Source organism: Ideonella sp. P3_A4 (assembly GCF_056403075.1).
The window spans coordinates 15,605-39,214 of record NZ_JBFUGE010000007.1; the positions used below are offsets into that span (position 1 = coordinate 15,605).

The window sequence follows — 23,610 nt, forward strand, 5'->3', positions numbered from 1 at the left end:
CTGGCAATGCGGAGTTGCCCGTGACCTATGCCACGAAAACTTGTCTATAGATCAACGGAAAAGCGGGGTCTCGACACCGGTTATCCTCACGTCCTTTGGAGGCTCCCTCGGGGCCGGTGGCTTCACGACCGGTAACAGGGCGCAATATTCACGCAACACGGCCTGCCGACCATGCGAGGCCGTACCGAAGGGACCTGGACTGACCATGCGCATCACTAAACGCCACCTGCTCGGCTTTGCGGCCGCTTTGCCCCTGGCCTGGCTCACCGCCTGCGGTGGCGGCGGCGACAACGGCAACGATGCCAACGTGCGGCTGATCAATGCCAGCCCGGGCTATGCGTCGCTCGACATGTACGTCGACGACAACAAGGAGGCCTCAGCCATCACCTTCGGCAATGGCAGCGACTACGCCGGTGTCTCCAACGGTGATGTCACCCGGGTGCTGACGGCCGCCGGCTCGACCACCGAGCTGCTGAACCAGACCGGTTCGCTCGATTCCGGCAAGAACTACACCGTCGTCGCCTATGGCTGGGAAGGCGCGCTGAGGTCGGTCACCATGACCGACGACGAAGACAGCGCCGACAGCGACAAGACCAAGGTCAGCGCCCTCAACCTCGCGATCGATGCGGGCGAGCTCGACATCTACCTGACCGCCGAGGCCGACGACTTGGCCGCCGCCACCCCGGTTGCCAGCAGCGTCGACGCCGGCGCCCAGAGCAGCTTCACCAGCATCAGCTCGGGCACCTACCGCCTGCGCGTGACCGCTGCCGGCTCGAAGACCGACATCCGCCTGGACGTTTCGGGTGTCGTGCTGAGCAGCAAGGACGTGTTGACCCTGGTGATGTCCCCGGGCTCCGGCGGCGTGCTGGTGCACGCCATCGGCGTGGTGCAGGAAGGCGATGTGACGCCGTACCTGAACACCAAGGCCCGCGCCCGCGTGGTCGCCGCCATTGCCGACGCCGGCACGGTCAGCCTGTCGGCTGGTGGTGTGGGCCTGGCCAGCAACGTCAAGTCGGCCACGATCCGTGACTACGTGCTGGTGAACGCCGGTGCGCAGACCGTGCACACCGTGGTCAACGGCACCGCGCTGACCGACAAGCCGGTGACCTTCGTCGCTGGTGCGGACGTGACGCTGTTGGTGTCGGGTACCGGGGCGGGTGACGCGACTGTCAATGCGATCGCCGACGACGACCGCCTGCCGACCGTCAGCACCGAGTACAAGCTGCGCCTGGTGCACGCCGCCCCGTCGCTGGCTGCCGAGAACCTGTCGATGRCGATCGACTTCAGCGCCGTGGCCAGCGATCTGGCCTTCGGTGCGGCCTCGGCCTTCGATGCCCAGACCGCCAGCTCGGCGGCCACGATCGACATCACGACGCCCAGCTCGGGCAGCATCTACAACGTGACCGACGTGAACCTGCTCGGCAAGGGCATCTACACGATGTTCATGTTCGACACGATCAACGGCCCGGTGGGCGTGCTGCGCAAGGAGCGCTGATCGTTCAGCGGCTCTCACAGCCAAAAAGGAACGGGGCCCTCGGGCCCCGTTTTTCATGGTGGCGGCGACATCGAATCAGTAGATCCGGCGACGCTCCGGGTCCGCGCCGCGCCAGGCCGGCGAGTTGTCGGGCAGGCGCGGGCGCACCGACGAAGCGCGGTCGTGGGTGCCGCCGGTCAGCACATGGCGGCCGGGGCCGAGCGTGATGCAACGGCCCTTGTAGACCGAGTCGGTGCAGATGTCCCACAGCCCGCTGTGCACGTCGACAGCGGATGTCACGTCACCGAAGTCGAGCCGGCCGAGGTACTCGGTCGGCGCGGTGATCAGCAGGCTGCGGCCGCTGAAGTCGCTGTTTTCGTACAGCGTCAGCCCTCCGGCTTCGGGCAGCGGCTGGCGGTTGGGGCCGTACAGCGGGCGGATCGACGAGGCTTCGTCGTGCATCGGGCCGCTCAGGTGGTGGCGGCCAGGCTCGAGCACGATGCAGCTGCCCTGGAAGTTCGAGTCTTCGCACAGCTGCCAGATGCCGCGCCGCACCTCGACCGACGAGACGCGGTCGCCCATGTCGAGCTTGCCGAGCGACGCGATCGGGCCGTTGACGGCGAGCGACTTGCCGCTGTAATCGCCGTCGTCGTAGAGCACCACCGCGGCATTCGGGTCGACGCCACCACCGTTCGGCGAGCCGCCGTCTTTGGGCCGCACCGAGCTGAGCGCACGCTGCAGTCCCGGCGGCAGGTTGGGGTGCTGGCCCGGGCCCAGCACCAGGCAGCTGCCACGGAACTGCGCATCGGTGCACAGCTCCCAGCTGCCGCTGCGCACGACGACCGACAGCGCCTTGTTGTCGAAGCCGTAGTCGGCCAGGTTGGGGTTCGCGCGGTCCAGCCCCAGCGCCATGCCCTGGAACTGGGGCTGCTCGTACAGCTCGATCGGCGCCGCCTGCGAGGCGGCGGGCCACGCCAGCGCGGCGGCGGCACTGGCGGTCATCAAAGAGAGCAAAGGCTTGCGCAAGGCCATGGTCGCGGTCTCCTCCGGTGGGAGGCGGCCGCAGCCCCTTGCCGGATCAGCCCAGGCGGCCGGCGCGGAAGTCTTCGACTGCCTCGATGATTTGGGCCTGCGAGTTCATCACGAAGGGCCCGTACTGCGCAATCGGCTCTCGCAGCGGTCGGCCGGCGATCAGCAGCGCACGCGTGGGTTCGGTGCCGGCTTGGATGACCACGCCGTCGGCCGCCGCGTCCTGCGCCAGCACCGCCATGCGCTGCGACGGCACCAGGGTCTCGCCCACGGTGGCCTCGCCTCGGAAGACATAGACGAAGCCCTGGTGGCCGGGCGGCAGCACCTGCTCGAAACGCACGCCGGCGTCGAGCTGGATGTCGAGGTAGATCGGCTCGGTGTGCTCACGCTGCACTGCGCCGGCGACGACATTGCTGCCGCTGCCGGCCAACCCGGCGATCACGGCCACGTCGACACCCGGCGCGACCCAGTGCGGGATCTCGGCCGCCGGGATGTCTCGGTAGCCGGCTGGCACCATCTTGTCTTTCGCGGGCAGGTTCAGCCACAGCTGGAAGCCTTCCATCCGGCCCTCCTGCTGCTCGGGCAACTCGCTGTGGATGATGCCGCGGCCGGCGGTCATCCATTGCACACCGCCGTTCTCGAGCAGGCCCTCGTGGCCGGCCGAGTCGCGGTGGCGCATGCGGCCGGCGATCATGTAGGTCACCGTTTCGAAGCCGCGGTGCGGGTGGTCCGGGAAACCGGCGATGTAGTCGTCGGCGTTGTCGGTGCCGAAGGCATCGAGCATCAGGAACGGGTCCAGCCGCAGCTGCAGGTCTTGCGTCAGCACGCGGGTCAGCTTGACGCCGGCGCCGTCGCTGGTCGGGCGGCCGACGACCAAGCGTTCGACCCGGCGCGGCCGGGCCAGCGTGGTGGGCGTCGATTCGAGCGTGGTCGTGGTCATGCAGAACTCTCCAATTCGGTGGGCTTCAGTGTGACGGGACAGGGCCGGGCTGCACCCGCCCGGGGTCTTCAGGCGATCGCTGCTTCTTCGGAGCGGGCCAGCAGGGCGGTGATTTCGGCGCGGGCGCTGGCCAGGGCCTGGGCTTCGGCGTCCGGGCCCATCGCCAGCCCTTCGGCGTAGACGAAGTGCACGTTGGTCATGCCGAGGAAACCCAGCACGGCGCGCAGGTAGGGCACCTGGCTGTCGGTCGGCGTGTCGCGGTGGACGCCGCCGCGCGACAGCACCGCGTAGACGGTCTTGCCGGTCAGCAGGCCGACGGGGCCCTTCTCGGTGTACTGGAAGGTGACGCGGGCGCGGGCGATCGCATCGATCCAGTTCTTCAGCTGCGCGGTGATGCCGAAGTTGTACATCGGCACGCCCAGCACGACGACGTCGGCGGCCTGGATCTCGGCGATCAGTGCGTCATCCAGCGCGACACGGGCGGCTTGCTCGGGCGAGCGCGCTTCAGCCGGCGTGAACAGCGCGCCGAGCGCCGATTCGTCGAGCACCGGGTGCGGCTGGCGGGCCAAGTCGCGCACGGTCAGCGTGGCGCCGGGCTGGTCGGCCAGCAGGCGGGCCGACAACTCGTTGGCCAGGCGGGTCGAATGCGAGCCCTGGTCGTTTTCGAACACGCGGGCGCTGGAATTGACTTGCAGGACGTTCATGGTGGGCTTTCGGTCGGGTTGGTGAGCGGGGGTGGGCTCGATGGGTTCACTGTATTGATCCGACCGTTGCAGATAAATCCACTTGAATGGGCGAGTTCGTTCTACTGATGGAACAGTGACGGCCTGCTTTCCGTGTTTTCCTTGCTTTTTTCTTCATGAGGCCACCATGACGACCGCCGTCGATCCCAATGACCTGGCCCTGTTCGCCCACGTGGCCGATGCCGGCAGCTTCACCCGCGCGGCCGACAAGCTCGGCCTGCCCAAGTCCACGCTGTCGCGCCGGCTCTCGGGCCTGGAGACGCTGCTGGGCGAGCGGTTGATCCTGCGCACGACCCGTCGCCTGACGGTGACTGAATTCGGCGCTGCGGTGCTGGAGCATGCGCGGCAGGTGGTGGCCGAGGTCGACGGCACGCTGGCGCTGGCCCAGCACCGCCAGGCCCAGCCGAGCGGCCACCTGCGGGTGTCGATGCCGGGCGACATCGCGCTGCTGGCGCTGACCGAAATGCTGCAGAACTTCGTGCGCGACCACCCGGCCGTGACGCTGGAGCTCGACCTGTCGCCGCGGCGGGTCGATCTGATTGCCGAGAACTACGACCTGGCCTTGCGCATGGGCGATCTGCCCGACGACTCGCACCTGACCGCGCGCCGGCTGGCGTGGTTCAGCGGTGGGCTGTTTGCCTCGCCCGATTGGATCCAGGCCAATGGTCGGCCCAGCCACCCGGACGAGCTGACGGCCCCCGGCCACCACCTCTGGCGCGCGCTGGCGGTGGCAGGGCAGGGCGGCGAGCCCATCCCGTGGCAATTGGAGCGGCCGCTGGAGGGCGCCGGCGCCGAGGCCCCGGTAGAGCGCTGGCAGGGCCTGCCGGCCAACCGCATGCTGGCCAATGCGCCGATGCTGCTGGTGCAAATGGCGGCCGCCGGGCTGGGGATCACCTGGGCCGGCGATTTCTTCGCTGCGCCCTATGTGCGGGCCGGCCAGTTGGTGCGGGTGCYGCCCGACTGGCGTTCAACGCCGGCGCCGGCCTGGGCAGTGTTCCCCGGGCGGCGATTGATGCCAGCCAAGACGCGCGCCTTCATCGAGGCCTTGGCGGCCACGCTGGAGCCCTGCCGGGAAAAGGGCGCTGACGTCTGCAGCGTGTGTCCAGGCCWGGAAACGCTGCAGCGGCCCTGACCGTCGGACCTGCGGGCCGCTACTCGACGCCGGCGCCGGTGTGGTCCAGGTGCTCGCGCACCGCTTCGATCACATGCTGCTGGCTCTCGGTTTGCGACAGCGTGTGGTCGGCGCCGGCCACCATCAGCATGCGGAAGTTCGGCTGGCCGTTCATGTGGCGACCGCGCGGGCCGATGTGGTATTCGAGGTAGTCCAGTCCGTCGTCTTCCTCGGCCACGATCAGCAGGATGTCGGTGCCGCGCTCGCTCAGCAGCCGCATGTTGGCCAGCACGTTCTCTTCGCCCGGCGCCTGGCCCAGCAGCCGGCGCGCGGCGCGGCTGGCGCGCGCACGCGTCAGCGTGGCCAGGCGGCCGGCGATGCCGCGCACGTCGATGTCGCCTTGCAGCAGACGCTTGTAGGTCCCCGGCTCGAACATCGCGCGCCGGTAGTAGTGGCTGGACTTGTAGCTGCGCTGCATCGCGCTTTGCAGCGTTTCGCCCTCGCTCCAGTCGAGCCGGCGCGGGTTGATCAGCACCAGCCCGGTGACGCGCGGGTCGGCCAGCGCGGTCTGGAAGGCGACATAGGCGCCCGAGCACAGGCCGACCAGGATGAAACGCTGCACGCCCAGCCCGGACAAGCGCTCGATCGCGGCGCCGACGTCGACAGTCGAGCCCTTCGAGTACAGCCGCGTGTTGGCATAACCGGCGGCGCTGCGGCTGTCGCCGATGCCGGCCAGGTCGAAGCGCAGCGATCGGTAGCCGCGGGCGGCCCAGGCGCGCGCCATCTTCACGTACAGCCGGTTCGGCCCGACGCGGTGGTTGGTGCCGACGTTGAGCATCAGGATCGCGGTTTCGGCGCGGCCGCCGGCTGCGTCCAGCACCTCCGGCTCGGCCAGGATGCCGAACAGGCCGTGCTCATGGCCGAACAGCAGCGGGATCTCGCGCACACCGCCGAAGACCGCGTCGCGTTGCAGCGGCACGTCGGTGCCCGGTGCGCGGGGCTCGGGCACGGCACCGGCCGGCTCGCCGGCGCGCAGCCAGTCGACGATGCCGTCCAGCGTCGAGGCCGATACATCGGCTTCGTGCGGCTCGGCCATCATCGCCGCGTAGCCAGGCCACTCGACGACGGTGCAGTCGATGCCGGCTTCACGGAAGGCGGCCGGCAGCGGGCCGGCACCGGGCAGGTCGTCGCGGGTGATGAACAGCGCGCGTGGCGCTGGCGGCGGGCTGGCCGGTTTGCCGTCCAATGCCTGCAGGTCCTGCAGCGTCTGGGCGGTGTAGAGCGTGCCCATCGTCTCCAAGTCGTCGCCGCCGGTGTCGCCCGGGCGCGGCGCGTGCGCACGCAGCGTGCCAGCCGCGCGCAGCTCGCGCGTGAAAGCGCGACCGCTGGCGCAGGGCGCCCACAGCACGATGCTGTCGACGCCGCCGCGGGCGGTTGCCACCTGGGTGGCCAGCGTGGCGCCGATGCGCACGCCGAACAGCGCCAGCCGCGGCGTGCCGGCCAGGCGCTGCACCTCGTCCAGCGCGGCGGCGATACAGGCCTGCCAGGCGACCACACGGTCGGGGTCGGAATCGCTGCCGATCGAGTCGCCGGTGCCGTGGTAATCGAAGCGGATCACCGCAAAGCCGTCGGCGGCCAGGCGCTCGGCCAGCTGGGTGTAGGTTTCGTAGGCGCAGGTGCCTTCGTAGCCGACCGGGCGGCACAGCACCACACCGGTGGCCCGCTGGGGCGCGCTGGGGGCGTGGTACCAGCCAAAGCAGCGTGTCTGCGTGGCACCGAAGGCGATCGGTACCGCGCCTGGAGCGCTATGGCTTGCGTCGTTGTGAGCCATAGACTCCCTCATGATTTTGTGCGGTCACGCATGCAAACAATTTTCAGTATAGGTTCGCCCGCCCGGCGCATCGCGGCACGGTTGGCCGCCGAGCGGCGGGGGCGCAGTAGCATCGATCCAACAAGCAAGGCACAGGAGCAGGCATGAAAGCGGTATTCAACGGCGTGGTGGTGGCCGAGAGCGACGACACGGTGGTCGTCGAGGGCAACCACTATTTTCCCGAGACGGCCTTGAAGCGCGAGTACACGAGCTTTTCGAACCACCGCACCAGCTGTGCATGGAAGGGCCAAGCTCGCTACCTCAGCCTGCTGGTCAACGGGGAACTGAACAGCGACGCCGTCTGGTATTACCCGGAGCCCAGCGAGGCCGCTGCGCAGATCAAGAACCGTGTGGCCTTCGGCCGCGGGGTGCAGATTGTCGAGTAAAGCCGCGCCGCGGTGGATCCCCTGTCGCTGACCTTGGTCCATCGGCGCCGGCTGCGCGAGGTCTGGCGCTCGGCCGGCTGGCCCTGTCAGGACCTGGTCGAGGTCGAATTGCTGGCCGCCGGCTGGCTCGAACGCCRCAGCGACCCGCACGGCCGCGAGACGCTGCGCGTCACCGACGCCGGCATCCAGGCGCTGGCCGCGACGCTGCAGCGCAACCGGGCCGCGCGCGACGCCCACGAGGCGCTGGTGGCACGGATCGCGGTCGAGATGCAGCGCGCCGGCCGCGTCGTCTGGCGCGGTTTGAGCTTGCGCGCCCCGGTGGCAGACCAGCTGCAGGGCCCGGACGGCCAGGTGCTGCCGGTGACCCGCTGGGCGATGGCGATGCCGGATGTCTATTCGATCCGCCACACCACGGTCGAGGACTATGTCGAGCCGATCGTGCACGAGGTCAAGGTGCGGCGTGCCGACCTGCTGGGCGACCTGAAGCGGCCGGCCAAGGGCGAGGCCTACCGCGCGCTGTGCGGCGAATGCTGGTACGTGCTGAAGGCCGGCATCGGCGAGGCCGACGAGGTGCCCGAGGTCTACGGCGTGATGCTGGCGCACCCGGTGGCCGGCGCGTCGGAAAGCGCCGGCCTGGCCTTCGGGGCGCTGGAGGTCGTGCGGCCGGCGCCGAAGCGGGCTTTCAGGCTGCCGTTCAGCGTCTGGATGGCGCTGGCACGGGCCAATGCCGAGCCGGCGGACGAGGAGTCGCCGCAAGGCCGGCTCGGGGCGCCTGAAATTGATCAACCATGATCGACAGGTGCCGGGCGGCCGCCTGCGAAGCAGTGCGGCCTGTCGCACAATCGTCGGCTGTTGACGCTGCCTGCGTGCCGTGACCCACCGGCTGACTCGCAGGTGCCTGGCCCCATCACCGGAGATCCCTGTGCCTGCCATTGCTTCTTCGTCCCTTCTTGTTCGCGCCGTTTCGGCCGCCTGCATCACCCTCGCGGCCTTGAGCGCCGCGCCGGCCTGGGCCACCGTAGCCAGCGGGCCTCAGGTCGCCTGGCAACCGGCGGCAGCCGATGCCGACATCGAGAAGGCCTTCGCCCAGGGCAAGGCCGAGGGCAAGCCGGTGCTGGTGTACTGGGGCGCCAAGTGGTGCCCGCCATGCAACCAGCTGAAGGCGACGCTGTTCAACCGGCAGGATTTCATCGAGCGCTCGAAGAGCTTCGTCGCTGTCAGCATCGACGGTGACCTGCCGGGTGCGCAGAAGCTGGGTGCGCGCTTCAAGGTGCGCGGCTACCCGACGCTGATCCTGTTCAACACCGACGGTGCCGAGATCACCCGCCTGCCCGGCGAAGCCGACGCACCGGCGGTGATGAACGTGCTGCAGATGGGCCTGGCCGGTGGTCGCCCGGTCAAGACGGTGCTGACCGAGGCCAAAGCCGGCAAGCCGGTGACGGCCAACGAATGGCGCATGCTGGCCTTCTACTCGTGGGACACCGACGAAGCCCAGCTGGTGCCTGAAGCTGAACGCGCGCCGCTGCTGGCGCAACTGGCCGGCAGCTGCCCGGCCAACGAGACCGAGACAGCGACCCGGCTGCTGCTGAAGGCGCTGGTCGGCCAGGCCGAGCTCGAGCCGAATGCCAAGCCGGCCATCAAGGTCGACGCAGCAATGCGCGATCGGATCAAGAAGCTGCTGGCCGACCCGGCGGCCACGCGCAGCCAGATGGACGCGGTGGTGAACTACGCGCCCGAGCTGGCCAAGTCGCTGGCGCCGACCGCTGGGCCTGACCGCCAGGCGATGGTGGCGGCGCTCGACGCGGCGCTGGTGCGTCTGCAAGGCGATGCCACGTTGTCGCGCGCCGACCGCATGTCGGCACTGATCGGCCGGGTCGACCTGGCGCGGCTGGAGCAGCCGAAAGAGACGCTCAAGCCGAAGCTGCCCGAGACCCTGGTCAAGCAGGTGCGTGAGGAAGCGGCGCGTGCCGACCAGGAGGTCACCGAAGGCTACGAGCGCCAGGCTGTGATCACCTCGGCTGCCCACCTGCTGGGCGAAGCCGGGCTGTGGAAGGACAGCGATGCGCTGCTGCAGGCCAGCTTGCCGAAAAGCCACTCGCCTTATTACCTGATGAGCCAGCTCTCCGGCAACGCGAAGAAGCAGGGCCGCAAGGCCGAGGCGCTGAGCTGGTCGGAGCAGGCCTTCAACAAGAGCGAAGGCCCGGCTACGCGCCTGCAATGGGGTGCGAGCTACGTCGCCACGCTGGTCGAACTGGCACCGCAGGACGAAGCCAAGATCGAGAAGACGGTGGCGCAGCTGATCCGCGAGGCCGATGGCCAGCAGGGCGCGTTCTACGAGCGCAGCGCGCGCTCGATGCAAAAAGTTGGCGACAAGCTCGCGGCCTGGAACGCCAAGGGCCAGCACAAGGCGGTGGTCGAGCGCCTGCGCGCGCAGCTGACGCCGGTTTGCGCCAAGCTGCCGGCGGCCGACGAACAACGTGGCGCCTGCGACAAGGTGCTGAAGAAGGCCTGACGCCAGCGCAGGTTTCACCGGCCATGCCGATCGGTGCGCAGCCTGTCGCGCCGATCGGTCGGTTCATCGCATGGGAACTCGGCAGTGGTGGGGGGCGGCGAAGAATCGCGGCCATCCGAATCACTAACGAGGAGACTCCATGCCTTTGCCCACCCACCGGCGCGTTGCCGTTCGTGCGCTCGCCCTGTCGGCCTGTGCCGTAGCGGGCCTGGCCGCCACCTTGCCGGCCCAGGCCGACACGGCTCCGCCGAAATTTCCACTGCGCGATTTCTTTCGCAACCCCGAGAAGGCCTATTTCCGCCTGAGCGACGACGGCAGGTGGCTGGGCTTCATGCAACCGGCCGTGGGTGACGGTGGTGACGCGAAGCGGATGAACGTGTTCGTGCAGGCGCTCGAGGCGGGCAAGCCTGTGGGCGCCGCCCGCCAGCTAACCCGCGAGAGCGCACGCGACATCTCGATCTACCGCTGGAAGGGCAACGGCACGGTGCTCTACGAGAAGGACTTCGGCGGCGACGAAAACGTGCGCGTCGTGGCCGTCGATGTCGCGACCGGCAAGCTGACGCCGCTGACGCCCGACGGTGGCGTGCGCGCCGGCATCGTCAACGAACTGGTCGACGACCCGGAACACATCCTGGTCCAGCACAACCAGCGCAACAAGTCGGTCTTCGATGTCTACCGCGTCAACGTGCGCACCGGCGCCGCCACGCTGGTGGCCGAGAACCCCGGCAACATCGTCGACTGGACGGCCGACCACAGTGGGCGCGTGCGGCTGGCGGTGGCCAGCGACGGCGTCAACAACACGCTGCTGTACCGGGCGACCGAAGCCGATCCGTTCAAGCCGCTGTTCTCGACCGATTTCCGCACCCAGGTCGGCCCGACCTTCTTCGACTTCGACAACCAGCGCTTCTACGCACTCAGCAACCGCGGCCGCGACAAGACCGCGCTGGTGCTGATCGACCCGGCCAGGCCGGAGGCCGAGCAGGTCGTCTACGCGCACCCGAAGGTCGACCTGATGGGGGCGGCCTATTCGCAGAAACGCAAGGTGCTGACGCAGGCCGATTTCCAGGCCGAGAAGCCCGATCGCCATCTGTTCGATGCATCGATGAAGACGATCTACGACCGTCTGGAACGCCAGCTGCCGGGGCAGCAGATCATTCTGCAAAGCGCCAGCCGCAACGAGGACCAGTTCGTCGTGGCTTCGATGAGCGACCAGACGCCCGGTGCGCGCTACGTCTACGACGCGGCAAGCGACAAACTCAGCAAGCTGGGCGACATCAACCCGGCGCTGCCGGCGGCGCAGATGGCGCAGATGAAGCCGATCAGCTACACCGCGCGCGACGGCCTGGTGATCCCCGGCTATCTGACGCTGCCGCCKGGCCGGCCGGCGAAGAACCTGGCCTGCATCGTCAACCCGCACGGTGGCCCGTGGGCGCGCGACGGCTGGGGCTTCAACCCGGAGGTCCAGTTCCTCGCCAACCGCGGGTACTGCGTGCTGCAGATGAACTTCCGCGGCTCGACCGGCTACGGCCGCGAGTTCTGGGAGGCCAGCTTCGGCCAGTGGGGCCTGAAGATGCAGGACGACGTCACCGACGGCGCGAAGTGGCTGGTGCAGCAAGGCATTGCCGACCCGAAGCGCATCGGCATCTACGGCGGCAGCTACGGTGGCTACGCGACGCTGGCCGGCGTGGCCTTCACACCGGACCTGTACGCCGCGGCGGTGGACTATGTTGGCGTATCCAACCTGTTCACCTTCATGAAGACGATCCCGCCGTACTGGGAGCCGATGCGCCAGCAGTTCTATGCGATGGTCGGCAACCCGGAGGACGCGAAGGACAAGGAGCGCCTGACCGCGACCTCACCGGCGCTGCAGGCGCACAAGATCAAGACGCCGCTGTTCATCGCCCAAGGCGCGAAGGATCCGCGCGTCAACAAGGCTGAAAGTGACCAGGTGGTCGAAGCGCTGAAGAAGCGCGGCATCGAGGTGCAGTACCTGGTCAAGGACAACGAGGGCCACGGCTTCCACAACGAGGAGAACCGCTTCGAGTTCTATGCCGCGATGGAGTCCTTCTTTGCGCAGCACTTGAAGCCGTAGACGTTGGCCCCCACGCCCCCTCCCAGGGGCTGCCCCCCGAGGGGGCTCGCGCAGCGGACCGGCCAAGCCGGATCCGCGCACGCCACTTGAAGGCGGCGACTCCTTTGGAGCGCCGCATTCGGGACGGCTACTTGTTCAATCCTTCGGCTTCCATCGCGGCTTTGACGGCCGGGCGGGCGGCGACGCGGTCGCGGAACGCGTTGAGGTTCTTCAAGCTGCCCATGTCGACGCCGACGACCTTGCTCCAGCCGGACACGGTGAACAGGTAGGCGTCGGCGACGCTGAACTCGTCGCCGAGCAGGTATTGCTTGCCCTCGAGCTGGCTGTCGACCCACTGCAGGCGTTCGCTGATGCGGGCGCGATAGACCGCCTTGCCCTCTTCCGGCATCGCCGGGTTGAACAGCGGCGAGTAGCTCTTGTGCAGCTCGCTGGTGATGAAGTTCAGCCACTCCATCAGGCGGTAGCGTTGCATGCTGCCGGCCGGCGGGGCCAGCTTGGACGTCGGCGCTTGGTCGGCGATGTACTGCACGATGGCCGGGCCTTCGGTCAGGCGCTCGCCGTTGTCGAGCTCCAGCACCGGCACCTGGCCCTTGGGGTTGATCTGGTAGAAGTCGCTGCCGTCGGCCAGCTTCTTGGTCTTGGTCGAGGCCAAGGCCAGGTCGAAATTCAAACCGGCTTCGCGCAGCACGATGTGCGGTGACAGCGAACAGGCGCCGGGGCTGTAGTAGAGCTTCATGGTGTCTCCCGAGGGTTGAGGGCGAGGCGGCGATCATCGGCCCAAAGCCCAAGACCGGGGGACGGTCAGGGGCTTCGAAATCCCGCTAGGCAGAAAGACAGGCAGGGGGCGGCGGTCGCCCTCTGCTAGATTGCGCCGCATCCTTGCTCTGCTGATGCCCACCATGCCGCGTGCCGTCCTTGCCGAAGCCCAGATCCACCCTGCGGCGCGCGAGCGCATCGCCCAGCACCAGTCGGCCATCGTGGCCGAGGTGCAGCAGGCGGTGGCAGCCCATCCGGTCGTGGTGGTGGGCATGGCGATGAACCCGTTCCCGCGCAAGGCCAGGCGCTTGCTCGATGCGGCCGGCGTGGCCTGCCACTACATCGGCTACGGCAGCTACCTGAGCCAATGGCGTGCACGTAACGCGTTGAAGATGTGGACCGGCTGGCCGACCTTTCCGATGGTCTTCGTCCACGGGGTGTTGATCGGCGGTGCCGACGACCTTGGCAAGCTGATCGACAGCGGCGAGCTGAAGCGCCTGCTGACCCCGGCCTTGCCGGCGTGAATGGGGTCTGGGCGGGCGGCGCCGGCGGCCCGCGCGCTGGCGGCCGCCGTTCGTGCGTGTCACCCCGCGTTTCAACCGCCGCGGCGCCGGGGCGGCGCGAGTGCCTTCACAATCGCCGGCCATGAAGCAAGAACGAGCTGATTCCTTTCGCCGGCGATGGGGCTGGGGGCTGGTGGTGGTGGCGGCTGCCGCGGCGCTCGGCGTTGGACTGCCGGCCAAAGCGGCCGAGCCGACGCTCAGCCTGAAGCCGTGCCGCCTGAAGGGCGTTGAACACGAAGCCCAATGCGGTGTGCTGAAGCGCCCGCTGGACCCGGCACGCACCGACGGGCCGCAGATCGAGGTCCACTTTGCAGTGCTGCCGGCCATTGCCCGCAACAAGAAGCCGGACCCGGTGCTGTTTTTTGCCGGCGGGCCAGGGCAGAGCGCGATCGGCCTGGCCGGGCCGGTGTCACACGTGCTGACGCGTTTTCTGAACCGGCGCGACGTGATCCTGATCGATCAGCGCGGCACCGGCCGTAGCGCGCCGCTGAACTGCGAGCCCGAGGCGCCGACGAGGCCGCTGGCCGATAGCATCAGCCAGACCCGCCAGGCCGCCGTGCTATTGGCCTGCCGCGATGCGCTGCAGAAGCTGCCTTACGGCGACCTGCGCCAGTTCACGACGACGATCGCGATGGCCGACGCGGACGCGGTGCGCCGTGCGCTCGGTGCCGACAAGGTGAACGTGATGGGCGGCTCCTACGGCACCCGGGCGGTGCTCGAGTACATGCGCCAATTTCCCGCCAGCGTGCGGCGCGCGGTGCTCGACGGCGTCGCGCCGCCGGACATGGCCTTGCCTGGCTCCTTCTCGCCCGATGCCCAGCGCGCGTTCGATGCGCTGCTGGCCGCCTGCGAAGGGCCGCAGGCCGATCCAACCTGCCGCCAGCGCTACCCCGGCCTGCGCGCCCAATGGACGGCGGTGCTGGCTGCGATGCCGCGCGAGGTGGTGGTGCCGCACCCGGTGACCGGACGCGATGAGCGCTTCACGCTGACGCGCGACATGCTGGTCGGCCTGGTCCGCCTGCCTTTGTATGCACCGTCGCTGGCTTCGGCGCTGCCGTTCGCGATCAGCGAGGCGGCGGCCGGGCGCTACGGTGCCATTGTCGGCCTGGCGACCTCGATGGGCGGCAACAGCCGCGGGCTGGACCTGGCGATGGGCATGCACTTCTCGGTCGTCTGCGCCGAGGACATGCCGCGCCTGGGCAAGACCGGCGACAAACCGGGCGGCGATTTCGGCGACGCCGCCTTGGTGCTGTACCGCGATGCCTGTGCCATCTGGCCCAAGGGCAATGTGCCGGCCGCTTTCTACACGATGCCACCGGCCCAGGCGCCGACCTTGCTGATGTCCGGCGGTGACGACCCGGTGACGCCACCGCGCCATGGCGAGCGGGTCGCGCAGGCGCTGGGGCCCAACGCGCGCCACGTCGTCGTGYCGCATTCCGGCCACGGCGTGATGGCGCTGGGCTGCATGCGTGACGTGATGTACCGCTTTGTCGACACCGAGGAAGACGCCCAGGCGCTGGCCGCCGTGCTGGACGAAGCCAAGTGCGCGACCCAGCTGCCGCGCCCGCCGGCGTTCGCAATGCCCAGCCCGCCGGCGGCCTCGGCCCCGCCGGCCCCGACGCCGCCGGCCTCGGCCCCGGCCCCGCATGTCCGCCCGGGCCCTGACGACGCGCCCTCCTCGAAAGCCGACCGATGATCGAAGTCGAACAACTGGCCAAGCGCTTCGTCCACGGGCGCGGCAAGAAGGCGCGCGAAGTGCGCGCGGTGGATGGTGTGAGCTGGCGCGCCGAAGACGGCCGCATCACCGGCCTGCTCGGCCCCAATGGCGCCGGCAAGACGACGACGTTGCGCATGATGGCCGCGCTGATCGCACCGGACACCGGGCGGGTGCGCGTCGATGGCATCGACGTGGCGGCCGAGCCGATGGCGGCGCTGGCGCGCATGGGGGTGCTGTCGGATGCGCGGGGCTTGTATCCGCGGCTGACGGCGCGCGAGAACATCGTCTACTACGGCCGACTGCATGGCATGAGCAATGCGCAGGCCAGTGCCCGCGCCGACCATCTGGCCAAGGTGCTGGAGATGACGGCTTTGCTCGACCGCCGCACCGACGGCTTCAGCCAAGGCGAGAAGATGAAGACCGCGCTGGCGCGCGCACTGGTGCACAACCCGCCCAACATCATCCTCGACGAGCCGACCAACGGCCTGGATGTGTTGGCGACCCGTGCGCTGCGCGACGCGTTGCGCCGGCTGCGCGATGACGAGGGCAAGTGCATCGTCTTCTCGACCCACATCATGCAAGAGGTCGAGCGGTTGTGCGACCACGTCGTCGTGATCTCGCACGGCCACACGGTGGCCGAGGGCACGGTGGCCGAGCTGTCGGCGCGCACCGGACACAGCGATTTTGAAGAGGCCTTCGTGGACCTGGCGTTCACGCCGACCGAACGCCACGATGCCGGTGAACTGGCCGAGGAGAAGACAGCATGATGGCCCGATCTGCCTGGGCGGTTTTCTGCAAGGAGCTGACCGACGCGCTGCGCGACCGGCGCACGCTGCTGACGGTGTTCCTCAGCTCGGTCGCGATGGGCCCGCTGGTGTTGGTGCTGATCTCGACGCTGGTGTCGGACATCGAAAAGCGGGCCGATGCCCGCGAGCTGACCGCGGTCGGTTTGGACCAGGCGCCGACGCTGCGCAACTACCTGCTGCGCCAGACCTACACGCTGCAGGTCGCGCCGCCGGACTATGAGAAGCAGCTGAAGGACAGCAAGCTGGGCGACCCGGTGCTGGTGGTGCCGGCGAGCTTCGAGAACGACCTCGCGCGGGGCGAGACGCCGGTGGTCGAGATCATCAGCTCGAGTGCCAACCAGCGGGCCCAGAGCGGCGTCGGTCGCCTGAGCCGTCTGATCGAAGGGTTCAACCGCGAACAGGGCACGCTGCGGCTGGCAGTGCGTGGCGTCGCGCCGAGTGCGATGGAGGTGGTCGAGATCGACGAGCGTGACCTCGCCAACCCGGCGACGCGGGCCGCCCAGCTGACCAGCATGCTGCCGTTCTTCGTGCTGATGGCGGTGCTCTACGGCGCCTTGAACGCGGCACTGGACACGACGGCCGGCGAGCGCGAGCGCGGGTCGCTCGAGCCACTGCTGATGAACCCGGCGCCGAGGCTGGCGCTGGTGATCGGCAAGTGGGGCGCGGTGTCGGTGGTTGGCATGCTGATCGCAGTGCTGTCCTCGTTCAGTTTCCTGCCCGGCCAGTGGCTGCTGAAGAGCGAGACCTTGGCGGCGATGTTCCAGTACGGCCTGACCGAGGCGACCGCCTTCCTGGCGCTGCTGCTGCCGCTGGCGGGCGCGTTGTCGGCATTGCTGATGGCGATCGCGATCCGCTGCAAGAGCTTCAAGGAAGCGCAGGCCAATGCGACGGTGGTCGTGCTCGGCGTTTCGCTGCTACCGATGATGACGCTGTTCAACCAGGACGGCGAGAAGCCCTGGCACCTGTGGGTGCCGGCGCTGGCGCAGTCGACGCTGATGGCGCGGGTGCTCAAGGGCGAGCCGATCAACGCCTGGGACATGGCGGTGCCGGCGATTGGCAGTGCGCTGCTGGCGGTCGTGTGCCTGGCCTTCCTGGCACGGCAGTTCACGAAGGCGGCGGTGCGGTGACCGTGGCCGCGGCGGGTGGGCAGGTGGCCAGCGTGTCACCGCACCCGTTGCGCTTCGCGTTGCTGATCCTGCCGTTCGGCGTCAGCAACGGCTTCCTGACGGTGACGATGGCCTGGCTGCTGAACGCGGCCGGTGTGCCGCCGACCGAGGTGGCGGGGCTGATCGCGCTGAGTTATTTGCCGCACACCTGGAAATTCTTCTGGGCGCCGGTGATCGACCTGAGCTGGCAGCGCCGTTATTGGTATGTGCTGGGCGGTGTGGTCTGCGCGGCCGGCACCTGGGCCACCGGGGCCTTGCCGCTCACGGCGGCCGGCCTGCCATGGATGAGCGTCGCCGTGCTGGTCACCAATCTGGCGGCGACCGTGCTGGGCATGTCGGTCGAGAGCCTGATGGCCCATGCGACGCCCGAGCAGGCCAAGGGCCGGGCGGCGGGATGGTTCCAGGCCGGCAACCTGGGCGGCCTGGGGGTCGGCGGCGGTGCCGGGTTGTGGATGGTGCAGTCGCTGGGGCTGTCACCGGCCGGGGCGGCCATGGCGCTGGGGGCGGCATGCGCTCTTTGTGCTTTTGCGCTCTGGGGGCTGCCCGAGCCGCCGATCGATGCAGCGAGGGGCTCTGCGCGTGTGGGTTGGTCCAAGGCTTGGGCCGTGGCGTGGGTCAGGCTGCGCGAGACCGCGCGCGACCTGTGGGTGGTGGCCCGCTCGCGGCGCGGCGCCTTGGCAATCCTGATCTGTTTCTTGCCCATCGGCAGCGGCGCGGCCGGCAACCTCTGGTCCGTCGCGGCCGGCAGCTGGCAGGCCTCAGCCAACACGGTGGCGCTGGTTAGCGGCACCTTGGGTGGCGTGGTGTCGGCCTTCGGCTGCCTGTTCGGCGGCTTCATCTGCGATCGCCTGAACCGACAGCGGGCCTACTGCCTGTTTGGCGTCGTGATGGTGACGGTCGCCTTGTCGATGGCCTTTACGCCGCGCAACGAAGCGAGCTTCGTGCTGCACGCGCTGCTCTACGCCTTCACCCAGGGCCTGACCTACGCTGGCTTCTCGGCCGTGGTGCTGGAGGCGATTGGCAAGGGCGCGGCAGCGACCAAGTACAACCTGCTCGCATCTTTGTCGAACATGCCGATCGCCTGGGTCACGCTGGTCGATGGCTGGGCCTTTGAACACCACGGGCCGCCGGCGTTGCTGCTCGCCGATGCGGCCACCGGCGTGGCCGGGTTGCTGGTGTTCGGGCTGGTGGCGGTCTGGGTGGGCCGGCGACGGGGTTAGGGTGGGTCGGTGTTCAAGCGCCCGTCACGCCGCTTGAACCGCCCGCCAAACTTCGTCTTGCCACGGCAGCTGGCAGACCAGCCGGCTCAAATGCAGTGCCGATTCGCGGGCCGCCAGCAACTCGCCGTGTTCGCCGACCAGGCGCAAGTTGGTCACCACGCACAGTGGATTGGCCATCGCGACGACGCCGTCGGCGATCTGGACCCAGTCCCAGGCGAGACCGGCCTGGCCCTCGTCGAAGTACTCGCTCCACACGGTTTGGCCCGCGCAGGGCGAGCTTCGGCTGCCCGAGGTGGTCACCCGAGTGCCCAAGTGGACAAATCTTGCCTTACGCTTGGCGCTGGCCTGACAGAAAATGGCGGGCCAGGCGTAAAGCGCCCAGGGGGGTGGCATGGAGACGCAAGAGGTCGTGTGCATGTTGGCCTTCTTCTTCGTCCGAACAGCCCGAAGTCTGGAGATGTCGTGTTGCACCGGCTAGCTGTCAATCCTGTCAGGGTGTTGTGATGAGTGGCACCATGCTGAGCCACAGTTTTCTGTCGATCATGGAGGCGAGGTCGATAGACGACTTTCGCTCTCAAGTGATACGTTTCGCGACCGACTTGGGCTTCAAGTACGTGTCGGCGCTGACGGTGGTCGACCATTCGTTGACGCGCTCGGACTTTGTCGGCGTCGACAACATGCCTGCGGACTATCGCCAGGCGGGCGCGTCGGCGGTCGACACTCACCGGCGCGATCCGGTCATGCAGCATTGCAAGCGGGGCGCGGTGCCCATTGTTTGGGACCAGGAAACCTATCTCCGCAATGGCGCCATCGATCTATGGGAAGAGCAGGCCGCCTTCGGCTATCGGGCTGGCATTGCGCTGGCGCTCCACTTGCCGGAAGGGCGTCATTTCATGCTGGGTGTGGACCGTGACCAGCACTTGCCGAAGCAACCCGGGGAGCTGACCCGCATGGTGGCGGATTTGCAGCTGTTCGCCGTGCATGCGCAGGACACGGCGCTGCGTCTGTTCGTGCCGGCTGAGCAGTTGGTCGAGACACCGTCACTGACCCCTCGAGAACTCGAAGCGCTGCGCTGGACGATGGAAGGCAAGACCGCCTGGGAGGTCGRCAGCATCCTTGGCATCAGTGAGCGCACGGCGGTGTTGCACATCCAGAACGCGATGCGCAAGCTGGGTTCGGTCAACAAGCACCAGGCGGTGCTGAAGGCGCTCAGGCTCGGGCTCATCCACTGACGAGCCCGGCGCTGGTGACAGGCGGTTACCGGCACCTGTAAGAGTTGACAGTGTTCGAAAAAGGGGCCGATTGCTTCAATGGCGGCACGCGCTGAGTTCAGCGTATTACCCGCCCGGAGTCCCCATGAAGCAAGCCCTGTTGTCCCTGATTCGCCCCGTGTTGCGTCGTCCGGTGGCCGAGCCTGTGCCGGCTGTTGGGGTGCGAGAACTCGACCGCGCTGAATTGCGCTTGGTCGGTGGTGGCCCCGATACGGACTTGCCCAGGACGGGCTGGTAAGCACGCCGCCGCCCATGCCATTTGTGACGCGTCCACGCATGACGGGGCGCGCCAACTGACCTAACCCAATCCCTCCACAACCAGCGTCAGGCTTGTTGGTAGCACCTTAGGGTGTCGCTCTCAGGTTTGGCTTGGTTGACTTTCTAGGTGCTGGCGGCGTTCCGCCGTCAGCACCTCTTTTTTTGGCTGCGAGGGTTGCAGGTTGTGGTCAGCGGCCAGATGTCGGAGCGACACGAAGGCGTCGTGCCGGCGTGCTCGGCGCCAGTGGCCTAACGTGAATGTGTGATGGCTTCGGTTGAATGTGAGAAGCGATTAGCCAGGCGTGCCGGACCCGGGATGGGTCTGCACCTCCAACTGCGTCAGCCAATGCATCGCGTGGACGCGATCAGGCCCGCACATCGCCGTTGACGGTTGCAGCGATCCGCACACCGCCGGYCGTCGGGGGTCGCCGAACAAGCGGCAGCGCAAATCCTCATCCAATTGAACGCAGGGCACACCGGCCGGCTTGCCGTCGGGCATGCCGGGGATCGGGCTGGAGATCGACGGGGCGATGCAGCAGGCGCCGCAGCCAGGGCGGCAGGCCGGGGGAGCGGCGGTGGTCATCTCGGGCATTTTCTTTGTGCGGGCGATGGGTTGGTGTGGTTGATGTGTGCATTTACTTGCATCATTCGACGGTTGGCGGGATTCTTCCGGGGTGGGTTGATCGCCGCGTTCCGTGACGCCAAGGTGGACCCTCTTTAAAATCAACACCTTGCGCGCGAGTCCGCGCTCGTCCCCGTGATTGGAAGCGCCCGTGCTTTATCCCCAGGAATTTGACGTCATCGTGGTCGGTGGTGGCCACGCCGGCACCGAAGCGGCTTTGGCCGCCGCCCGCATGGGAAGCGCCACGCTGCTGCTGACCCACAACATCGAAACGCTGGGCCAGATGAGCTGCAACCCGTCGATCGGCGGGATCGGCAAGGGCCACCTGGTCAAAGAGGTCGATGCGCTGGGTGGGGCGATGGCGCTGGCCACCGACGAGGCGGGCATCCAGTTCCGCATCCTCAATTCGAGCAAGGGGCCTGCCGTGCGGGCCACGAGGGCCCAGGCCGACCGCGTGCTCTACAAGGCGGCGATCCGCCGCCGGCTGGAGAACCAACCGAATCTTTGGATCTTTCAGCAGGCGGTCGACGACCTGATGGTCGAGGGCGACCGGGTGGTCGGCGCGGTGACACAGGTCGGCATCCGGTTTCGTGCGCGTACCGTGGTGCTGACCGCGGGCACTTTCCTCGACGGGCGTATCCACGTCGGCCTGCAGAACCACAGCGGCGGTCGGGCAGGCGACCCGCCGGCGGTCAGTTTGTCGGCCCGGTTGAAGGAGCTGAAGCTGCCGCAGGGTCGGTTGAAGACCGGCACGCCGCCGCGCATCGACGGCCGCTCGATCGACTTTTCGTTGTTGGCCGAGCAGCCCGGCGATCTCGACCCGGTGCCGGTGTTCAGCTTCATGGGCACCGCCGCGATGCACCCGCACCAGGTGCCGTGCTGGATCACCCACACCAGTGCCCAGACCCACGAGATCATCCGCTCGGGTTTCGACCGCAGCCCGATGTTCACCGGCGTCATCGAAGGGGTGGGGCCGCGCTACTGCCCGAGCATCGAGGACAAGGTCAACCGCTTCGCCGACAAGGACAGCCACCAGATCTTCCTCGAGCCTGAAGGCCTGACGACGAACGAGTTCTACCCGAACGGCATCTCGACCTCGCTGCCGTTCGACGTGCAGCTGGCCGCTGTGCGCTCGATGCCGGGGCTGGCCAACGCCCACATCCTGCGGCCGGGCTACGCGATCGAGTACGACTACTTCGACCCGCGCGAGCTGAAGAGCAGCTTCGAGACCCGGGCCATCGCCGGGCTGTACTTCGCCGGCCAGATCAACGGCACGACCGGCTATGAAGAGGCGGCGGCGCAAGGTTTGTATGCCGGCGTCAATGCCGCCCGTGCTGCCCGCAACGAAGAGCCGCTGTCGCTACGGCGCGATCAGGCTTACCTCGGGGTGCTGGTCGACGACCTGGTGACCAAGGGTGTGACCGAGCCGTACCGCATGTTCACCAGCCGGGCCGAGTTCCGGCTGCAGCTGCGTGAAGACAACGCCGACGCCCGCCTGACCGAGACCGGCCGCGCGCTGGGCTTGGTCGACGATGAGCGCTGGGCGGCCTTCAACCGCAAGCGCGACGCGCTGGCCCGCGAAGCCGAGCGCCTGCGCTCGACCTGGGTCCATCCGAGCATCCTGCCGGCGGCTGCGGCCGAAGCGGTGCTGGGCAAGGCGATTGAGCGCGAGTACAGCCTGGCTGACCTGCTACGCCGACCGGGCATCGGGTTCGACCAAGTGGCAGCGCTGGCGGCCGTGGCGAAACCGGAGGCTGGTGTTTCACGTGAAACCTTGCGCGCCGAGTTTGGCAACGAACTGGCAGACGTCTTGATCGAGCAGCTGGAAATCTCGGTCAAGTACGCCGGCTACATCGACAAGCAAGTCGGCGAGGTCGAACGCTCGCTGGCCTACGAAAGCCTGGCGCTGCCGGCCGAGCTGGACTATGGCCAGGTCAYGGCGCTGAGCTTCGAGGTGCGCCAGAAGCTGAACCGCCACCGCCCGGAAACGCTGGGCCAGGCCGCCCGCATTTCGGGCGTGACGCCGGCGGCGATCTCGCTGCTGCTGGTCCACCTGAAGAAGAAACGCTTCGCCGGCTTCCATTCAGTGGCCGAGCCGGCGGCTGCGAACGACGGGTCCAGCGAAGCGGGGCAGGGCGGCGCGTCGGACGCAGGCTTGCCGGGAAAGGTCGACGCCGCGTGACCGCGGTCTCTGCGCCAGTCCGAGCCGCCTGCCTGTTTGTCGTTCCATTCACTTCCGGTCTGCGCGTCGTTCGTCGGGCGCGATGGCCTGCCTACCCCTGAGTCGCATCTGTCGTGACCTCTGCTCCCCACCATCCCCTTGCCGATGATCTCCTGCGCGGTCTCGACGCGCTTGGGCTCGAACTCTCGGCGCCCACCCAGGCCCAGCTGCTGCGCTACCTGGACCTGATCGCGCACTGGAGCCGGGTCTACAACCTGACCGCCGTTCGTGAGCCGGCGGCGATGCTGACCCAGCACCTGCTGGACTGCCTGGCCATCGTGCCGCCATTGCGGCGTCAACTGGGCGAAGCAGGGCAGGGCGGTGCGGGGTTGCGGGTGCTGGATGTCGGCAGCGGTGCCGGCCTGCCCGGGGTGGTGCTGGCGATCTGCGAGCCGGGTTGGCAGGTGACTTGCGTCGATGCCGTGGCGAAGAAGGCCAGTTTCATCCGGCAGGTGGCGGCTGAACTGGGCTTGCCGAACCTGCGCGCTAGTCATCAGCGGGTCGAGTCGATGGCCGGCGAAACCTTTGGCCTGATCACTTCACGGGCCTTCGCAACGCTCGCCGACTTCGTGAACCTGACCCGCGAGCGCCTGGCCCCGGGCGGCCGCTGGGCCGCAATGAAGGCGCATCTGGCGCCCGACGAACGCGAAGGCGTTCCGGCCGATGTCGAACTGTTTCACGTGGAACCTTTGGTTGTTCCGGGCTTGGACGCGGCCCGATGTTTGGTGTGGATGCGGCCGGTCACCAAAGCCTGATCGGGCGAATTTCACTATCCACCGGCCGTCCCCAGCGAATCCACCGACCTGCCCACAGCCTTGTCCACAGGCCCAGCGATTGGCGTATGCCATCCGTA

21 protein-coding genes are annotated in these 23,610 nt (G+C 68.2%); 14 read left to right on the plus strand and 7 right to left on the minus strand.

Annotated elements, in window-relative coordinates; translation table 11 throughout:
• The first annotated feature begins 205 nt into the window (after positions 1-205).
• Positions 206-1,495, plus strand: coding sequence for a DUF4397 domain-containing protein (locus AC1DYI_RS02070; protein WP_477202422.1), 1,290 nt, complete (start codon positions 206-208; stop codon positions 1,493-1,495).
• Positions 1,496-1,570: 75 nt separating this feature from the next.
• On the opposite strand, the gene AC1DYI_RS02075 is transcribed toward AC1DYI_RS02070, so the two are convergent.
• The 3 genes from AC1DYI_RS02075 to AC1DYI_RS02085 form a co-directional block, all read right to left on the minus strand.
• The gene (locus AC1DYI_RS02075) at positions 1,571-2,506 is read right to left on the minus strand and encodes a beta/gamma crystallin-related protein (RefSeq protein ID WP_477202423.1); all 936 of its coding nucleotides are present in this window, start codon (positions 2,504-2,506) and stop codon (positions 1,571-1,573) included.
• Positions 2,507-2,552: 46 nt separating this feature from the next.
• Positions 2,553-3,443: a pirin family protein gene (locus AC1DYI_RS02080; RefSeq protein ID WP_477202424.1), complete on the minus strand. Its 891-nt coding sequence runs from the start codon at positions 3,441-3,443 to the stop codon at positions 2,553-2,555.
• Between the two features lie 68 nt (positions 3,444-3,511).
• Positions 3,512-4,147, minus strand: coding sequence for an FMN-dependent NADH-azoreductase (locus AC1DYI_RS02085; protein ID WP_477202425.1), 636 nt, complete (start codon positions 4,145-4,147; stop codon positions 3,512-3,514).
• A 166-nt stretch (positions 4,148-4,313) separates the two neighbouring features.
• On the opposite strand from AC1DYI_RS02085, the gene AC1DYI_RS02090 reads away from it, so the two are divergent.
• The gene (locus tag AC1DYI_RS02090) at positions 4,314-5,318 is read left to right on the plus strand and encodes a LysR family transcriptional regulator (protein ID WP_477202426.1); all 1,005 of its coding nucleotides are present in this window, start codon (positions 4,314-4,316) and stop codon (positions 5,316-5,318) included.
• Between the two features lie 19 nt (positions 5,319-5,337).
• On the opposite strand, the gene AC1DYI_RS02095 is transcribed toward AC1DYI_RS02090, so the two are convergent.
• The gene (locus AC1DYI_RS02095) at positions 5,338-7,128 is read right to left on the minus strand and encodes an alpha/beta fold hydrolase (protein ID WP_477202427.1); all 1,791 of its coding nucleotides are present in this window, start codon (positions 7,126-7,128) and stop codon (positions 5,338-5,340) included.
• Positions 7,129-7,271: 143 nt separating this feature from the next.
• On the opposite strand from AC1DYI_RS02095, the gene AC1DYI_RS02100 reads away from it, so the two are divergent.
• The 4 genes from AC1DYI_RS02100 to AC1DYI_RS02115 all read left to right on the plus strand — a co-directional run bounded on the left by AC1DYI_RS02100 (position 7,272) and on the right by AC1DYI_RS02115 (position 12,157).
• Entirely contained in the window at positions 7,272-7,553 is a 282-nt protein-coding gene (locus AC1DYI_RS02100; RefSeq protein ID WP_477202428.1) for a DUF427 domain-containing protein, read from the plus strand.
• A 12-nt stretch (positions 7,554-7,565) separates the two neighbouring features.
• Complete coding sequence (locus AC1DYI_RS02105; RefSeq protein ID WP_477202429.1) at positions 7,566-8,345, plus strand: hypothetical protein; 780 nt, start codon at positions 7,566-7,568, stop codon at positions 8,343-8,345.
• A gap of 130 nt (positions 8,346-8,475) precedes the next feature.
• Positions 8,476-10,065 carry a thioredoxin family protein gene (locus tag AC1DYI_RS02110; protein WP_477202430.1) on the plus strand — a complete coding sequence of 530 codons (1,590 nt, stop codon included), beginning with the start codon at positions 8,476-8,478 and terminating at the stop codon, positions 10,063-10,065.
• 139 nt (positions 10,066-10,204) lie between these two features.
• Complete coding sequence (locus AC1DYI_RS02115) at positions 10,205-12,157, plus strand: S9 family peptidase (RefSeq protein ID WP_477202431.1); 1,953 nt, start codon at positions 10,205-10,207, stop codon at positions 12,155-12,157.
• 127 nt (positions 12,158-12,284) lie between these two features.
• Here AC1DYI_RS02115 and gstA read toward each other — a convergent pair whose 3' ends face one another.
• Positions 12,285-12,893, minus strand: a complete 609-nt coding sequence (gstA, locus tag AC1DYI_RS02120) for a glutathione transferase GstA (RefSeq protein WP_477202432.1) — start codon at positions 12,891-12,893, stop codon at positions 12,285-12,287.
• A gap of 163 nt (positions 12,894-13,056) precedes the next feature.
• On the opposite strand from gstA, the gene AC1DYI_RS02125 reads away from it, so the two are divergent.
• The 5 genes from AC1DYI_RS02125 to AC1DYI_RS02145 all read left to right on the plus strand — a co-directional run bounded on the left by AC1DYI_RS02125 (position 13,057) and on the right by AC1DYI_RS02145 (position 18,385).
• Entirely contained in the window at positions 13,057-13,437 is a 381-nt protein-coding gene (locus AC1DYI_RS02125) for a glutaredoxin domain-containing protein (RefSeq protein ID WP_477202433.1), read from the plus strand.
• 121 nt (positions 13,438-13,558) lie between these two features.
• Positions 13,559-15,172 (plus strand): alpha/beta hydrolase, encoded by a 1,614-nt coding sequence (locus AC1DYI_RS02130; protein WP_477202434.1) that lies wholly within the window; start codon positions 13,559-13,561, stop codon positions 15,170-15,172.
• Positions 15,169-15,960 (plus strand): ABC transporter ATP-binding protein, encoded by a 792-nt coding sequence (locus AC1DYI_RS02135; RefSeq protein WP_477202435.1) that lies wholly within the window; start codon positions 15,169-15,171, stop codon positions 15,958-15,960. The genes AC1DYI_RS02130 and AC1DYI_RS02135 overlap by 4 nt, the downstream gene beginning before the upstream one ends.
• Positions 15,957-17,126 carry an ABC transporter permease gene (locus AC1DYI_RS02140; protein WP_477202436.1) on the plus strand — a complete coding sequence of 390 codons (1,170 nt, stop codon included), beginning with the start codon at positions 15,957-15,959 and terminating at the stop codon, positions 17,124-17,126. Before AC1DYI_RS02135 ends, AC1DYI_RS02140 begins: the two co-directional genes overlap by 4 nt.
• Positions 17,078-18,385 carry an MFS transporter gene (locus AC1DYI_RS02145; RefSeq protein WP_477202437.1) on the plus strand — a complete coding sequence of 436 codons (1,308 nt, stop codon included), beginning with the start codon at positions 17,078-17,080 and terminating at the stop codon, positions 18,383-18,385. Before AC1DYI_RS02140 ends, AC1DYI_RS02145 begins: the two co-directional genes overlap by 49 nt.
• 24 nt (positions 18,386-18,409) lie before the next feature.
• On the opposite strand, the gene AC1DYI_RS02150 is transcribed toward AC1DYI_RS02145, so the two are convergent.
• The gene (locus tag AC1DYI_RS02150; RefSeq protein ID WP_477202438.1) at positions 18,410-18,697 is read right to left on the minus strand and encodes a hypothetical protein; all 288 of its coding nucleotides are present in this window, start codon (positions 18,695-18,697) and stop codon (positions 18,410-18,412) included.
• A gap of 230 nt (positions 18,698-18,927) precedes the next feature.
• Here AC1DYI_RS02150 and AC1DYI_RS02155 point away from each other — a divergent pair, with 230 nt between their 5' ends.
• Positions 18,928-19,617, plus strand: coding sequence for an autoinducer binding domain-containing protein (locus AC1DYI_RS02155; protein WP_477202458.1), 690 nt, complete (start codon positions 18,928-18,930; stop codon positions 19,615-19,617).
• A gap of 589 nt (positions 19,618-20,206) precedes the next feature.
• Here AC1DYI_RS02155 and AC1DYI_RS02160 read toward each other — a convergent pair.
• Positions 20,207-20,506, minus strand: coding sequence for a YkgJ family cysteine cluster protein (locus AC1DYI_RS02160; protein ID WP_477202439.1), 300 nt, complete (start codon positions 20,504-20,506; stop codon positions 20,207-20,209).
• A gap of 181 nt (positions 20,507-20,687) precedes the next feature.
• Between AC1DYI_RS02160 and mnmG the strand changes: the two genes are divergently transcribed.
• Positions 20,688-22,718, plus strand: coding sequence for a tRNA uridine-5-carboxymethylaminomethyl(34) synthesis enzyme MnmG (gene mnmG / locus AC1DYI_RS02165; protein ID WP_477202440.1), 2,031 nt, complete (start codon positions 20,688-20,690; stop codon positions 22,716-22,718).
• Positions 22,719-22,831: 113 nt separating this feature from the next.
• Positions 22,832-23,512: a 16S rRNA (guanine(527)-N(7))-methyltransferase RsmG gene (rsmG, locus tag AC1DYI_RS02170; protein WP_477202441.1), complete on the plus strand. Its 681-nt coding sequence runs from the start codon at positions 22,832-22,834 to the stop codon at positions 23,510-23,512.
• The last annotated feature ends 98 nt before the right edge of the window (positions 23,513-23,610 follow it).